Genomic DNA, 16,686 nt, shown 5'->3' with positions numbered 1-16,686 from the left:
TTATATAAACAAAATTTTTAATATGGGTAATTAATAATCGGGATTTTTTAATTTTTAATAAAAATGTAAAAAATATATTATAAAATTAAATCTAATGAATATTTAATAAAATAAAAAATTTTTAAATAATGTAAAAAAATATTATAAAAAGTTAATATAATTTAAAAAAAACAATATTTTCATACTGTTGCTATTAACAACATTTAAATAATTTACAGATTAAATAAAACTTAAAGGAGAATATTATTATGAATTATAAATCAAAATTTGCTTTCGGATGTATGAGATTGCCACAAACAGACAAAGACGACCCAACATCCATTAATCAGGAATTATTCAACAAAATGGTTGATATTTATATTGAAAAAGGTTTTGACTATTTCGATACATCTTATGCTTATCATGATGGAGTTAGTGAAGTGGCTATAAGAAAAGCAGTAGTTGAAAGATATCCTCGTGAATCATTTAGAATATGTGATAAAATGCCAACATGGGCACTGACTAGCGAAGAAGATAATGATAAATTCGTAGCTATAATGCTTGAAAGGCTTGGAATTGATTACTTTGATGTATTTTTAGTCCACAACATCAACACACCATGGTTCAAATTAGCTGAATCACATGAAACATTTGAATATGTTAAAAAAATGAAAGAAAATGGAATTGCTAAAAAAATTGGTTTCAGTTTCCATGACACCTCAGATCTACTTGAAAAAGTACTAGATAAATATGCAAATATTTTAGATGTTGTCCAATTAGAATTGAACTACCTTGATTGGAAAGATCCGGCTATTGAAGCCAGCAAATGTTACGAATTGTGTGTAAAACATGGTTTAGATGTTTATGTAATGGAACCTCTAAAAGGCGGAGTTATTATAAATCCAAATGATGAAATTAAAAATGAATTTAATAAATTCAATCCAAACAAATCAATAGCCAGTTTTGCACTTAGATTTTGTGCATCTCTTGAACATGTGAAAATTGTTTTAAGCGGCATGAATAAAATGGAGGATCTACTTGATAACTGCAATACATTTGAGAATTTTGAAGTGCTGAATGATGAAGAAAGTAAATTTTTAGAAAATATTGCTTTAAAACTTAAAGAAAGTGTTGCAGTACCATGTAGTGAATGCGGATACTGCATTGATGCATGTCCTGAAATGATTCCAATTCCTGAATATTTCACATTATACAATTTAAATAAAAACCAGCCTGAATCAAACATTTACAGATTATACTTTGATAAATTAGGAGATGAAAAAGTACCTGCCGATGAATGCACATACTGTGGAACATGCCTAGATTATTGCACTCAAAAAATAGACATTCCAAAAGAGTTAGAAAATGCATGCGAACACTTTGAAGAAGGTTTTAGCCCTTATGCATGAAATCATTAGGAAACCCTCATTTTCAACTCACGAACCATTTCACCAGTTTTATTTATTTTAGAAGCTTTTTTATAATATCCTACAGCTTTAGGGAATATTCCCGAGTGATAGTATATTAAGCCCATTAGTGCAAGTGCCTCTGAGTTTCTATCATCAAAATCTAGGAGCTTTTCTAAGATTTCTGATGAAGTAGCAAGGTCGCCCTGCTCATATAAATCATAAGCTTCCTCATATAAAGTATCGATATCATCAAGGGAATTTAACTTGACAGTTTCTTTTTTATGTTTATTCGTAAGCAATGCCTCTAAGTTATTAGCCATTTCATTAGACCCATCTGAAGAGAGAGCTTTTTTTGCAAATACTAATGCAATATCTTTTTGGTCTTGTTCATACAATATTTGAGCCATTAAAGCTAATGCCTTAGCATGACGATTATCATGAGCTAAAATATTATTCAAAACATCTTTTGAAGCTGAATAATCACATTTACCATATAACTCTAAAGCTTCTCCAAATTCATCATTTTCTTCAAAAACGTCTTCCTTTAAAGAGACAGTATTGTCTGAGATTAAATCAAGCATATAATTTAGAATAAACTTTGTAGCATTTTTATGTAATGGTTTATTATCATTTCCACATTTTGGCGAGTATATGCAAGATGGACAACCACTTTGACATTGGCAATTGTTTAATAAGTCAATTGTGGAATTTAAAAGCTCGACAAATACATCAACTGCTTTTTCACAAATTCCAATTCCTCCTTCATAGCCATCATAAATAAAAATTGTAGCTTCCTGTGTGTCTTCATGATAACTAGTTGAAAGTCCACCAATATCAAACCTATCGCACATAGTATGCAATGGAAACAATCCAATTAAAGCATGTTCAGCTCCATGAAGGCCTCCTGCAAATACTTCCTCATCATTTGGAAACATGTCTTCAAGAGTATCCTTTACTTTTTTAGGTATTGTAAACCACAATCCCTTAGTATTAAACTTCAATGGAGGCAATTCCAAGGGATAGGTTCCGATTGCTTTTGAAAAGTGCATTTTTTTGTATTTGAAGTAATCTTCACTTACTGTAAGCTCTCCAAAATGAATTGTGAGATTGCCGTATTTTGTTTTTGACAATTTATTTTTAATGTTGATATCCGTTTGATTTAAAACCATTGTATGATAATCTACAGATTCTTTAGATACATTAACAAATCCGTTTTTTAAATTAACGCTATTGACCACATAGGTATCTCCTTTGTTAATTAAAATCGCCCCTTCATGAGCTTCACGGTAAACTTGTGAACGCTCCATTGTCTCCAATAATCTGCCATTATTCATTACCTTAAATTCTTCACTGGAAATTTGATCTAAAGAGTGGTCCATTGCAGGATTATCGTCATAAGGATAGATGAAGTCTCCCCTATGATTTTCATTCAAATCTTTATTTAATACTAGCTTGTCAATGACATTTTGTGAAATATCAAAATATTTCTCTGCATCTCCCCTTTGAAGAGGCAACTCTTTAGCAGCGCATAAAAGATGAGCTTCTTGTAAAATCGGATTTTTCAAATCGATAATTGCATTTTCATGAGCTTTATCAAAGAAAAACTCTGGATTATTCATAAAGTATTGATCAAGTTGATTTTCAAAGGCGATTAAAACAGCTAGAGATTTTTGAGTACTTCTTCCAGCCCTTCCTGCCTGTTGCCATGTTGAAATCATGGTTCCGGGATAACCTGATATGATAACCGCATCAAGCGAACCAATATTAATGCCCAATTCCAAAGCATTTGTACAAGTGACTCCCAAATATTTTCCACTTTTAAGACCTCTTTCAATCTCACGTCTTTCACTAGCTTGATAACCTGCACGATAAGCTGCAATTCTATGAGCCAATTTACCTTTAACTTGTATCATGTCTTTTTTAGCCCACATTGCAATTAATTCCGTTGTTTTTCTTGAAACGGTAAAACATAATGTCTGAATATTTTTCAACATCATATACATGAAGATATTTACGGTTTCCATATGTACAGATGGAGCATTTTGCGTGTTATTTTTCTTTCGAACATAATTTTTAAATGGATTATATAAAATAAAGTCCTTCTCACCACTTGGAGAAGTGTCTCTATCAACCAAGGCAAATTCCTCACCAGTTAAACGGTTAGCTAACTCTAAAGGATTTGATAATGTAGCAGAGGATAGGATAAACTGGGGATAAGCACCATAAAAATTAACTATTCTTTTTAATCTTTTAATTAAAAATGCTACATTTGAACCAAACACCCCTTTATAGTAATGTGACTCATCAATAACAATATATCTTAAGTTTTTATAAAATTTTGACCATTGATGATGCCAAGACAATATTAAATGTAGTTGATAAGGGTTTGTCAGGACGATTCTTGATTTTTCACGAATTCCTCTTTTATCCTCTCTTGGAGTATCCCCATCATAAGTCCTTGGATTGATTTTAATATCTAATTCTTCTTCAAGATTTTCCAAAATGTGCAGTTGGTCATTTGACAAAGCCTTAGCCGGATAAATATATAATGCTGTTGCATCCTTATCCTCTATCATTGTCTCCATAATAGGCAGATTAAAAGCGAGAGTTTTACCTGAAGCTGTTGGTGTTGTTATTATAACATTTTCACCGTTTTGGATAGCTTCGTAAGTTTCAGCTTGGTGTTGGTATAATTTCACATCTTTTGATTTTAAGTATGAAACAATTATTTCACTTAAGTTATCCACTTTTTTAAAACTAGCCTTTTTAGCCGGTATGGTTTCGATATGGGCTATATTTTCCCTAAATCGAACATCATTTTTAAACATGTCAATATTTTCAATGTCATCCATAATATCAGCTAAAATTAAAATTAATAATTAGTATATGAATTCAATTAATATTTAAAGCTTATTATTTTAAAAAATATGTAAGTTAAAAGCAATATTTACTTAGATTAATCTTTTAAACAGCTTAAGTGAAAAAAGTTAGAAGCAATATTTGCTTCTAGAGTGAACTTAAAAGCAGGATATTATTCCGGCAAATATGCTGTTATTATCATATATAAATCAGTTAAATCCAGATTATGACGATTATTTACTTAAATTTCAAATACTTTCCAAACGCTCTCTCTATGATTATATAAATAAGATAATTACATAAATTAAAATAAGAGGTATAAAAAATGATTTCATATGATGAATTTGAAGACATCGTGGTGGATATACTGAAAAGGGATATCTCTTCAAATAAAAATCAGCAAAAGGCAATATTGACTGAAAGTAACAAATCATTATTTATCGTTGCAGGCCCCGGTTCTGGAAAAACAACAGTAATGGTACTTAAAATATTAAAATATATTTTTGTTGACGATATTAATCCAAATGAAATATTAGCAACAACATTTACAAGAAAAGCCGCTGAAGAATTATATTCAAGAATCCTTGGTTGGGGAGATGAAATTAAAAATTATTTACTTGACAATATTGATGATGAAAACTTCGATAACCTCCTGAAAATTGATAGGATTGATTTCAACCAAATTAAAATAGGAACAACTGATAGTGTTGCTGAGGAATTACTCAGAGATAATAAAAAACCTGGTGAAAATCAAGCCATAGTTATTGAAGAATTTGTTGCAAACTCGGCGATGATGAGAATTCTTATTGAAGATGAAACATATCGTAACGAGAAATTAGTAGAATTCCTTAAAGAATTAAGCGGCAGAGCTGAACTGAAAGAACCATCAAAAATGAGCGAAATACTCATGAAAATTAAAAATAGACTCTTCTATGACCAAGTAGACCTTGAAGAATTATATGAAAAAACCGAAAAAGGCAGCGGTCAACAATTAGCACTTGATTGTATTAAAGAATATGAAACAACTTTAAGTAAACGAAATACAATTGATTTTGCAATGTTAGAATCACTGTTTTTAAATAAATTAAAAAATGGAGAGTTAGAACTCTTTTTAAATGAAGTTAAAATTGTTTTAATAGATGAATATCAGGACACTAACCTTATTCAAGAGGACATTTACTTTACAATAGCAAAAAGGGCTCTTGAAAATAATGGAAACATCACGGTAGTAGGTGATGATGACCAATCCCTATATCGTTTTAGAGGAGCAACAGTGGATTTGTTCACAAACTATCAAAAACGTATTAAAGAAAGATTAGGAATTGATGTTGAAGAAATCAACCTTCAAACCAATTACCGTTCAACAGAAAATATTATTGCCCATTGCAATCAATTTGCAGAACTAGATATGGAATATCAAAATGCCCGAGTAGAGAATAAACCTAAAATTATAGCTCCCGATTTTGAAAAGGACAGAATGCCGATTTTGGGAATGTTTAGAAACAATCCTGAAATGCTATCAATGGATCTGGCAAAACTTATAAACAACCTTGTAAATAAAGGAGAAGCTGAATTAAAAGTTCTGCAAGTTTTAAATAAAGAGTATTATGAGAAAATGGATGGTGCAATAAACATTGCTCAGCTTCAACAGTTGAAAAATGAAAATCTAGCAAAAGGAAAGGAAATGGAAAAAATAAGACTTAAGCTAGATAAGGATTATGGTTCTGCAGCCGACATCGCTATTTTATCATTTTCTCCAAAAGAAATTCAATATGGGAATAGGTCATTTCTCTATCAACTGAGAAAAAATCTTAAAAGATTTAAAAATCCCATTGAAATGTTTAACCCAAGAGGACTTGACCTTCAAGAGATTGATAATGTTGGAATCTTCTGTGGTTTAATACTTGAATGTATTGATCCTGAAGCAGAAATCCAGTCAAATGATAAAACAATTCCAAAGTTAGCTATAAGAAATATGAACATATGGCGAGTTAAAGCTAGAGAGTATATTAAATTAAACCCAGAACCTCGCAGTCCAATTACATTATCTGAATTTGTTACCTACTGGCAACTTAGAAGACCTAGAGGACACGACAGATGGCCTAAAACCGCTAGCTTAATGGAACTTGCATATAAACTGACAACATGGATTGAAGAATTACAAGATGATGTTGAAGGGATTGTATATCTCGAAGCAATAACCAAATCAATCACCCAAACTGGATTTTTCAATGATTATCACTCAAATATATCATTTAGAAATAAAAAACAAGAAAGAGATTCTATTCTGGAAGCATTATGGAACATATTTATTCCTCTTTCAACAGGAGGAATCAGTATTGATGAATCTTTACTTGAAACGTTACCTGAAGATAGGATAAATGTATTGTCGATTCATCAATCAAAAGGACTGGAATTCCCATTAGTTATTGTTGATGTGGGATCTAAATTTAAAAAGAACGACATTGGAACTCAGAATTTGAGATTCCCCAAATCCAAAAAAGAAAAAATAACTATTGAAGATGCAATTAGAAAGCACAGCTCACTTGGAGCAAACCCCAGAAGTGAAAAAGATAGGTCATTTGACGATCTAATAAGATTATACTTTGTTGCATTTTCAAGAGCAGAAAGTGTATTGTTGCTAGTTGGACTTAATCCAGCAATTCAAGGATATGAAAAAGGAAACAATCACTTTGATATTCCAAATATCGCCCTTGGATGGAGCAGAGATGAAAAATACATTGGATTTAATGAAATATATTTAGTTTAAGGTGATAGAGTGAAATTACCATCAAAATCAAAACCCTATAAGATACCAGAATACAGTTTAACAGGAGATTTGCTTTCATTTTTAACTTGTAATCTGCAATATCGCTATCAAAATAAAGGAACGCTTCCCCCTTCAAAACCTGTCCAAAGATGGTTTGGAGAATTTATTCATGGAGTGCTTGAGGAAGCATTTCTTGAATGGAAATATAAACAGAATTCATTTCCATGGGATTGGAAAGAAGATATAAGGCCTATTGAGGAACAAATTGATTTGAGATTGCAAGTTAGAGGCCTATACTCTTACGATGAGGATTTGTTTTTCAGTAAAGCAAATCATCCGGAAGTAGATGACTTAAATGAACATGACCATAAAAAATTAGCCAGCGCAAGAGCTGAAAGAGCCATTAACGTTTGGGGAAAAGACTTGTTCCCCTTAATTGATTCATCAGAGCTTTTAATCAAAGGCATTAGAAAGATGCCCAATTATAATGAAAAAACAAGCAGATCCAATTATTATGGGATTAATGGTGTTGTAGATGTTTTGACATCAATGAAAATCAATGATTTAGAGCAAAGCAATCTGGATAATTTCAACAACACAATTATTGAATTTCTTAAAAAAGACCCCAGTTTCCAAAAGAACACATCACAACATGGCGATATTGAGGATTATGAGATAATTATTGACTATAAAGGAATGAAAAGACCTCCAACAATAATGAATGATTCTAAAGCTGAAGATAAATGGGAAACTCATAAACAACAAATTCTAACTTATTCCTGGCTTAGATCTAAACAAGAAGATGCAAAACCCATTGTTGCCGGGATTATTTTTTATTTAAATGAACTTGTTCCGTCAAAAGAGGATTTGGCTTTAATTAAAGAAGAACTTAAAAATGATCTAACTGATGTTGGAGCTGAATTTGAAAGTGATGTTGAGCTAATCCTAAACTGGCAGGAAGATGATAAAGCTCCCGATTTAAGTGATGAATTCAAAATCAATAGGTCCATAAGGATTATTAATGTCAATGAAAAGGAAAAGGATTATGCTCTTGTGAAGTTTGATAGTGTTGTAGCGGATATTGAAGATTCATTAATCAGAGAAATGAAAGGTTGTAGAATTCAAGAGGCCTGGAAAGCAGATTCAGACGAAAGAACCTGCAGCGCATGCGATTTCAGGACTTTCTGTAAAAATAACAGTGTTAAAACGAAAGATATTAAAATTCCATAATCTATAAATTGTAACAGTGAGTGATTGTATGACTAATAATTTAGAAAAAAATCGAAAATACTGTGAAATAATCGAAAGCAAAATTAAACTCGATGCAAAACCAGTAGCAATGAAATTGATTAAAACCAAAGCAGACCTTCCTGAAGGTTATGATTTAATTGATGAAAAAATCAGACACTGCGAAATGGTTAGAAAAGCATCATTAGGCAATAAATTCTACTCAACAATTAATGAGCAATTATGTCTAGGTGGAGCAGGAGCTATTGGACTTAGAGATATGCCTGAAAAATTAGCAAATGGTGAAAAATACTTTTCATTAGGCAGATTTCAAGATTTAAAAACCGCTAAAAAGCTCACTCACAAACTTTCAATTATTAAAGATTTAAGTTGGGCTATGGTTTATGCCCCTTTAGATGAAGCTAGTTTCGAACCAGACGTTATTCAAATCATTACCGAACCTGTTGGTGGAATGAAACTTGCACAAAGTATAGTTTATAAAACTGGAGAAAAAATTACATCATCCTTTGCAGGTATTCAATCATTATGTGGCGATGCATTTGCAAATCCATACTTAGACAATGGAATTAATTTCACGTTAGGTTGTGACGGTTCTAGAAAGGCAGCAGATATTAAAGATGAGGAAATAACAGTTGGCATCAGTAAAGCTAAAATCGAAGAGGTCATTTCTGGCCTTGAATCAATCTAAAAGAGTTAAATAATCATCATAATGATTAATATTTAATAACTCTTTTTCATTTTTTTCTTTTATTCCATAAAACTCATATCCATCCTCAAATATTTTGTGCAAAATTGGATTTAAATTGTCGTTCTCGTTTTCTAAATAATCCATTAGATTTTCTCTAGGTGCTACAAAGGGCATGCCCAATCCCTCAGCAGTATCAAGTAATCCGGTTTTTCTTCTTCTCAAAATAGATATTGTTTTATAAGGATCATCTGAGTTTTGAGATACTTCAATCATTTTTCTAAAAGTCTCGGTTGACACTGTTGGTTGGTCTCCAGTAATGCACAATGCAAAATCAGAAGTGGTGCTTGATAAACCATTGAATAATGAGATTGACAGACCCACATCAACTGGATTGTTTTCTATGAATTTCACCTTATCTTTGTAATTATCAAAAATAGCGTCTTTTATTTCACTAGCATAATGACCAAGTACTACAATACATTCATCAATATCCAAGGATAATGCATTATCAATTGTCGTTTCTATAATCGTTTTATTATTGAATGGTAAAATTAGCTTATTAGTTATTTTAAGACCACGTGAAAGTTGGTCATCCCTCATTCGAGAATTCCTGCCTGCAGCAGTAATAATTGTTGAAATTGACATGAAAAAGAAAAAAAATAAGATATATTGATTATTTGACATATCTTATAATTTGGGCATAAATACCCATTCCAGTTCCTGAACCTTCAGTCCACATGTTGATTTTAACCGGATAATCATGATTATTATAAACAGTGATACCTTGAGCCGGATTAAAACCAAACAATACTGTATCTTCATCCCAAGTCATACCTACCGGCAAATCAAATCCTTCAGCAGTTACAGCTGCTCTTAAAGCTCTTGCAGATGGGCAAACTCCATGGGCTGCACTTCCGCCAGGTGCTGAAGCATCGCTTGCAGATTCAAAGTAAACATAATCTTTACCACTTGAAGTTGAATTAGGAGGAATTACAGTTCCATTCCATGCATTAACGAATTGTCTTGCATTAATTTCCCTTGCACCATCCCCATATTCAGGGTGAGAACCTAAACTAGTACCGTAAACTTCACCGGCCTCTTCAGTGTAATTTCCAGCATATAATAAAATTGGAGATCCTGTCGGATATTCAGAAGCATAATCCACTGTACTTTGACCAAAAATCTTAGGAACATCCTGAGAAGTAATATTATTTCTTCCATCAGAAAGATCAACCATTCCTTTCTCTAATGTAAATGTGGAACCAACCACAGCATCATAATTATACCAGCTAGCTATTGTAGAAGCATTATAATACTCATTACTATAATCTAAATTTTTAATTTCCCCAACAGGGACAGATTTGATTTTTGTACCATTTTCATAAACATCCACACCGGATTCTGTTTTTTTTAACCATTTATATGGAGCACTGTAAGCCCATACATAATCATCTGGTTTTTTTACAACTAACTTATCTCCAGAATAAGTTAAAAATCCGGGACCCTCAACATCTACTACATTTCCGTAAGAATCAATACCCTCTCCTGAAACAGTTGTAAAATCAAATGGAACCGCTCCTGTTGTAAATGACATCAATAGACCTTTTAGATCAAATGTTTGAAGTTGATGGGTTAAAAATCCTATATTGGAAACTAGTGGAACCTCAACAGGATATGTTGTACCGACTATAGATTGATTTTCAAACATGGATTGACCAATAGGAAGATTATAATTTTCAGCTACGGACGCTGCAGTATAATTAGCACTTGCAGAATTGAAAACTGCAAGAAAAACACACAAAACAATTAATGATATAAATATTGCAATAGAAATTTTTCTCCAACTACGACTCATTTAATACACCCAATAAGAATACATTAATGTTAATATATAAAAACTATTATAAAAAGGTTTTTAAAAGGTCAAAGTTTCTCAGAAATTTCTTTAACCCTTTCTTGTATTTCAATAATGACATTTTGACCATTACCTCCGATTAAAATAGCTTCTTCATGAGAATACTCTGCAATCAATCCTATAATTTGGTCAAGAGTATTTACAGTAATAATATTTCCCATGTAACCTAAGGAGTTAAGTCGATAAATTGCCATGTCCAATGTATCATCAAGACCAGGGAACAATACAATGACTTCAGGATTATATTTAACTGCAACATCTAAAATATCAAGACGGTGAAATTCATTATTTCTTGGAGTGCCAATAAATAAAGCATAAAAATCTTTTTCAGCTAAAACAGAAGCCAAAGCATCTGAATTATCTGTTTTACCAACATAAACAGCAGCATCATTAATTTTATAAACATCCAATCTGCCTTCAACAGCCTCAAAATTAGCAAGTGCTGATTTAATTACCTCTTTAGATATCTTAAGTTCACGGGCAATGGCAGTTGCAAGACCTGCATTAAGCAAATTAAATTTACCAATTAACTTTAATTCATCCTGATAAGTAAAATAAGAAATTGAATCCCTTGCAGCTTCTTTAAAATCAGAATTGAAATCTTGATTAAATGCTGTAAATATTGTTTTGTCCTTAAAAAATCTAACAAGAGAATTTTTGTAATTGGCAATAGTTTTGTGAACATCCATGTGATCATTGCCAATATTGGTCAAACCCACCATATCAAAGTCAAAACAATAATCAGCAAAATCCAAGGTCATATCACAAACTTCAACTAGTAAGATATCATAATCTCCTTCTTGAGCTTCCAAAATCAAATCATAATATCCTGAAAAACCTCCTCCTCCGTTTCCACCAATTAATACTTTGCGACCGGCATTTTCCAAAATACTTTTAATCATATGGACAGTGGTGGTTTTACCATTAGTGCCTGTTATTCCAATAGTGAAAATATCTTTGTGCCTATCTAAAACATCACTCAATAATTGCCCATTTTTCAATAGCTTATTAGCAAAAGAGCCTCCAAACATGCTAGGGCTAAAAGCTATTGCATCACATTCTTCAATAGCATATGAATTTGTGAAACCTAAATCAACAGTTATTTTATCTCCTACGATAGAAACTGTTTGTTTATCATCAATCATGTTCATGTCTAAAACTGGCAAATTCAAACCATTCAAATCAACATGAATATTTAAATCAGTAGCATAAACTTCCCAACCATGTTGTAAAAGAGAATTTACAGCTTTTTTTCCTTCAACACCTAATCCGATTACTGCTGCTTTCATAAAAAATAATTCCTTATATAATTCTATTATAATCTTAAATTTTAAAACTAATAAATATTTTTATACCATAATATTATATACATAAGCAAGGTGTTTTAAATGTTTGAAGATGATAAAGACGATAAAATTTACAATTTAATTATTACACAAGGCATTGATAAAAATAATGAATACGGACAATTTAGAGAAAGACTTTATTCAAAAGTGGATTTTAAATGGAAAGAATCGATGTCCGGCTCATACTCAAGTGCTGGAGAAGAATTTTATAAAAAAGTAGATAGGATAATCATGTTATCCGGCCTTTACAATGACAATAAAGAGATGTTTGAAGATTTGCTTAAGGCAAGCAGAGAATATGAAATTCCAATTGTTCTTGTTAGACCATATGGAGTAGAAGAAGTTCCAGAAAAATTAGAAGAAAATGCAGCTACAATTGTTGGATGGAACGCCAATTGTATCCTGGATTCAATTAAAGATGCACCAGAAACAATGTAGAAAAGTAATAATGAAAATTTTACATTATTACTCTTGAAATACCATTTTCTTTTTCAACTTTTATTAAATTATCCGCAGCATTTTCAAGTTGGGCTTCATGAGTTACAATAATCATTTGAGGCAATGCAGACATTTCTTTTAATAAATTAATTAATTCATGTTTTCTAGAAGCATCTAAATGAATTGTAGGCTCATCTAATAAAATAGTATTCAATTCACCATTAGCCATTGCTTGAGTAATACCTAATCTTAAAGCAAGAGCAATAGCAATTTTTTCACCGCCACTGACCATGCTCATTGATGATTCACCTTCAGGACCATAAACAGTCACATCATATTCATCATCAATTGTCAAATCAGAATAATTAAAGTTAAATTCGTTAAAGAATTCTTTAGTGTGTTTTTGAATCATTGGTTTTGAAATATTTCTTAAATCTTTTTGAATACCATTTTTACTGTATAAATTCCTGATATGAGAAAGTAAATTAATATAATCACTTATATCATTATATTCTTGTTGGAATTTATTAGAAATTGTAATTTTCTCTGTTAAATCCTGAATAACCTTAATAGATTCACGTGCCTGACCTTTAATTTCTGAAAGTTCAATTGAAATAGAACTTTTTCTTCTCTCATATCTCTCATAATTAAATAAGATCTGCTCGAATTTATCTTGGTCATATGCAGAAGCTGCAATTTTATTTTCAGTAATGTCAATTTGGTTTAAAGACATGCCAATATCTTCCTTAACTGAATCAAGTTGAGTCATTAACGATTGTTTATTTTGAATAAAACCTTTAAGTTGATTGTATTCATCAGTTTTCTGTTTTAAATCATCAATACGTTTTTGAAGTTCTTCAGGACTTATATCACTACTCAAATGAGGATCTTGTTCAATCGCTAATTTAATATTAGTAACATGATTATCAATTTCATTTTTAACCTGTTTTAATTTGTACTGAGCTTCAGTTTCACTACCTAATGCATCAAGTGCACCTTTAGCTTGAATATATGAATCATGGCTTTCTTTGAAAGATTCACGATCAGATTTTTTATTAGCAATGACTAATATGAGCTCACCAAGCTTATTGCTAATATATTCTTTAGCTTCAAGTTCTTCATCTATTTTATTCAACCTAACTAGTTCATCTTGCACATGCTGAACTTCATGTTTGTATTCGACAATTTGTTTAGATAAATCAGATAATAACTCAAGTTTTTCATCAAAACTATTTTTATTTTTAGTTAACAAACGTACAGTTTCCTCATTTTGAGAAATTAATTTTTCATTCTTTTGAATTTCAGAATTATAATGTTTATTTAACTCTTTTTTCTTTAAAGAACTAATATCTGATTGACAAACAGGACATTTATTATCAATACTGTCTAATTCTTTTAATGGTTTCTTACAAGCTTTAATATTTTGCTTAAATACAACAATATCTTCATTTTTAGCAATGATATCCTTTGATAAATCATCTATTTTAGTTGAAGTTTCATCAATAAATTTAGAGGTAAACTCATCTAAATTATTAAAATCATCAATTTCAGCCAATTCGTCTTGACTTACACCATTATCATCTAATTTATCCTTAGATTTTGAAAAGAAATTTTCAATATCGTTTCTTTCTTCTTCAATATGTTTTAATAAATCCTTTTTATCCTTTTCAAGTTTAGCCATTGCAGCTAATTCCTTTTCAAAGTTGGTTTTTTGGTTATTTAATTTATTAATCTCCTCTTCAGAAGAAATATAATTATTATAACCCTCTTTTTTATTTGAAATGATTATCTGTTGGTTAGAAATTGAAGCTAATTTTTCCTCAATTTCCCTTTCTTCTTCTTTTAATCTTTGAATACTAGACACTGACTTTTCAAAGTCAAGATAAACATCTAATTTTGAAACAAATTTTTCTAATCTTTCAATTTCCTCTTCAGCTTTACGAATTTCATCTAAGCCTTCCTGAACTCTATGTTTGTCATTTTCTAGTTTAGATAAATTTTTCTTTTCAGATTCAAGATTATTAACTTGAGTTTCATGAATCTCTTTTTCAATTTCCATATTGCGTCTACTTTCAGACATGTCTCCTAATATGGAATTAACTTCAATAAGTTGTTCTTCAAGTTCATGACCCTTATCTTTAAGAGCATCTAACTCTAGCCGTTTACTTTTATAATCATCAACCAATTGTTCAGAATTATATAGTTTGCCTTCCAAATTAGCAAGTTGGGTTTGATAATCGGTGATAAATGGCAAAATGTTTTTCCATGCAATCTCTAGAGAATCAAGACCTAATAACTTACCTATTAACTGTTTTTTCTCAGCTGGAGTCTTGTCAACCAATTCAGCAATTTCACCTTGCCTAATATAAATTGCATTTAAGAACAAATCAGAATCAATGTCGAGAACTTGGAGAATTTCATTAGAAACTTCTTTATCTCCAGTGCAGATATGCATATATCCTCCTTCAGAGGATGCTTTTTTAAATATTGAAGATTTTAAATTGGATTTTTTATCACGGACGATTTTATACTCTCTTCCATTAGATATGAATTCTAATTCAACAGACATGGATTCTGCATTGTTTCTAACTAAATCATCAATTTTTTTTGCAGTATGTTGTTTAAATAATGCAAAACTGATGGCTTCAAGGATTGTTGATTTTCCAGCACCATTTTCACCAACAATGACACTAATTCCTTTATTAAAATTAATTACCGTGTGTTCATGGGATTTGAAATTGTTTAATTTTAATCTTGTGAAAATCATTCCACGTCCTCCTTAAAGGTTGCTTGAACTTCTTGTTTTTTAGAAGGTTTTTCTTTTATAATCTCTTCTGTTTTAAATTCTACTTCTTCAACAACATTAGCATAATGCTCATTATAGAATTGATTAATTAATTCATTAGCTTCATCACTTTTATTTTTGGATAATAATCTGTATAAATCAATAGCTAATGCATCCACATCACTATTGCCATATACTTTAAGTTGATTGACTAAAAGCTGTTCCGGACCTACTTTTTTAGCATTTGATGGATCAATTAGTGTTTGACCGACCATATTAAATGTGGGTCTAATCATTAAAGATAAATCCCCTAATTCCTGTTTAATAATATCATATACTCCTTTAGTGTCTGAGTCAACATCATTAATAATTAAATTCAAAATAGGCTTTTTATCAAAGTCTTTAATAGTCTCTTTAATACCTGCAATTCCACTTTCCAAATCATTGAAATCAAGAGATCTTTTTATAAATTCTCTTGGAATATCAACTTTAACTCTTTTAACAACAGGTTTTGGACCCTCTAAGTCAACAACAACAAAACCTTTACCATTTTCCAAATAATCCGGAATTTCAGAGGTTTTCCAGATTTCACTTGAACCCGGATAAACTAATCTTCCTTTACCACATTTATCATTGACATATTTATGAATATGGCCTAAAGCATAGTAGTCAAAATTATCGGGAATCTCACCAATCTCCAATTCATAATTATATCCGAAGTATTTATCTATTCCTTGATGTAACAGTAAAATAGATTTTTCATGGTGAGATGCTTTTTCGGATAACTCGGCTAATTTACTTTTCAATGTTTTAGCATGTGATGCCGGATAGTATGGTAGACCTGCAATGAGAATATCTCCATGCATATATGTAGGGTTAATAGTACTAATTACTTTTAAACCTAATTTCTTAAAAATAACTTGAGGAGGAATTGATCCTTTGCGCATTACAATATCATGGTTGCCAGCTATTGCATACATGGGAATTCCTGCACCTTTAAGTTTTAATAAACCTTTTTGAAAGGTTAATAATGCCATGGGTGAAGGTCTTGCGGTTTCAAATAAATCACCACTATGTACTACAAAATCAACATTTTCTTCAATTATTTTATCAATGACCTTTTCAAACACTTCATAAAAGTCTTTTTCCCGTTCAAATAAACCATATTGACGGTACCCTAAATGAGTGTCTGCTAAATGTGCAAATTTCATTATATTACCTTCTTTTATTTTATGTATATAACCAATTT

10 protein-coding genes and 1 pseudogene are annotated in these 16,686 nt (G+C 31.0%); 5 read left to right on the top strand and 6 right to left on the bottom strand.

Features of this window, described 5'->3' with window-relative positions:
- Window positions 1-248 precede the first annotated feature (248 nt).
- Window positions 249-1,388, top strand: a complete 1,140-nt coding sequence (locus Q9968_RS04530; protein WP_305513898.1) for an aldo/keto reductase — start codon at window positions 249-251, stop codon at window positions 1,386-1,388.
- A gap of 305 nt (window positions 1,389-1,693) precedes the next feature.
- Here Q9968_RS04530 and Q9968_RS04525 read toward each other — a convergent pair.
- Window positions 1,694-4,240 (bottom strand): annotated as a pseudogene (locus tag Q9968_RS04525) (DEAD/DEAH box helicase); the annotation flags it as partial.
- A gap of 332 nt (window positions 4,241-4,572) precedes the next feature.
- Between Q9968_RS04525 and Q9968_RS04520 the strand changes: the two are divergent.
- From Q9968_RS04520 to Q9968_RS04510, 3 genes are read left to right on the top strand one after another with little or no spacing between them, the layout of a single operon-like run.
- On the top strand, window positions 4,573-7,017 hold the full coding sequence (locus tag Q9968_RS04520; RefSeq protein WP_305513894.1) for a DEAD/DEAH box helicase: 2,445 nt from the start codon (window positions 4,573-4,575) through the stop codon (window positions 7,015-7,017).
- Window positions 7,018-7,026: 9 nt separating this feature from the next.
- Window positions 7,027-8,247: a PD-(D/E)XK nuclease family protein gene (locus Q9968_RS04515; RefSeq protein ID WP_305513892.1), complete on the top strand. Its 1,221-nt coding sequence runs from the start codon at window positions 7,027-7,029 to the stop codon at window positions 8,245-8,247.
- Between the two features lie 28 nt (window positions 8,248-8,275).
- Window positions 8,276-8,953 carry a DUF169 domain-containing protein gene (locus Q9968_RS04510; protein ID WP_305513890.1) on the top strand — a complete coding sequence of 226 codons (678 nt, stop codon included), beginning with the start codon at window positions 8,276-8,278 and terminating at the stop codon, window positions 8,951-8,953.
- Here the strand turns inward: Q9968_RS04510 and Q9968_RS04505 are convergent.
- The 3 genes from Q9968_RS04505 to Q9968_RS04495 all read right to left on the bottom strand — a co-directional run bounded on the left by Q9968_RS04505 (window position 8,945) and on the right by Q9968_RS04495 (window position 12,157).
- Window positions 8,945-9,598, bottom strand: coding sequence for an NTP transferase domain-containing protein (locus Q9968_RS04505; protein ID WP_305513889.1), 654 nt, complete (start codon window positions 9,596-9,598; stop codon window positions 8,945-8,947). The genes Q9968_RS04510 and Q9968_RS04505 overlap by 9 nt on opposite strands.
- Window positions 9,599-9,626: 28 nt before the next feature.
- The gene (locus Q9968_RS04500) at window positions 9,627-10,808 is read right to left on the bottom strand and encodes a hypothetical protein (RefSeq protein WP_305513888.1); all 1,182 of its coding nucleotides are present in this window, start codon (window positions 10,806-10,808) and stop codon (window positions 9,627-9,629) included.
- 68 nt (window positions 10,809-10,876) lie between these two features.
- Window positions 10,877-12,157 carry a Mur ligase family protein gene (locus Q9968_RS04495; protein ID WP_305513887.1) on the bottom strand — a complete coding sequence of 427 codons (1,281 nt, stop codon included), beginning with the start codon at window positions 12,155-12,157 and terminating at the stop codon, window positions 10,877-10,879.
- A 99-nt stretch (window positions 12,158-12,256) separates the two neighbouring features.
- Here Q9968_RS04495 and Q9968_RS04490 point away from each other — a divergent pair, with 99 nt between their 5' ends.
- Complete coding sequence (locus Q9968_RS04490) at window positions 12,257-12,652, top strand: nuclease (RefSeq protein ID WP_305513885.1); 396 nt, start codon at window positions 12,257-12,259, stop codon at window positions 12,650-12,652.
- Window positions 12,653-12,671: 19 nt separating this feature from the next.
- On the opposite strand, the gene Q9968_RS04485 is transcribed toward Q9968_RS04490, so the two are convergent.
- Complete coding sequence (locus Q9968_RS04485; protein WP_305513883.1) at window positions 12,672-15,419, bottom strand: SMC family ATPase; 2,748 nt, start codon at window positions 15,417-15,419, stop codon at window positions 12,672-12,674.
- Window positions 15,416-16,648 carry a DNA repair exonuclease gene (locus tag Q9968_RS04480; protein WP_305513881.1) on the bottom strand — a complete coding sequence of 411 codons (1,233 nt, stop codon included), beginning with the start codon at window positions 16,646-16,648 and terminating at the stop codon, window positions 15,416-15,418. Before Q9968_RS04480 ends, Q9968_RS04485 begins: the two co-directional genes overlap by 4 nt.
- Between the last annotated feature and the right edge of the window lie 38 nt (window positions 16,649-16,686).

Origin of the sequence: Methanobrevibacter sp. V14 (assembly GCF_963082475.1) — an archaeon.
Classification (GTDB): Archaea; Methanobacteriota; Methanobacteria; order Methanobacteriales; family Methanobacteriaceae; genus Methanocatella.
This window is presented reverse-complemented; position numbering and strand designations above follow the sequence as displayed.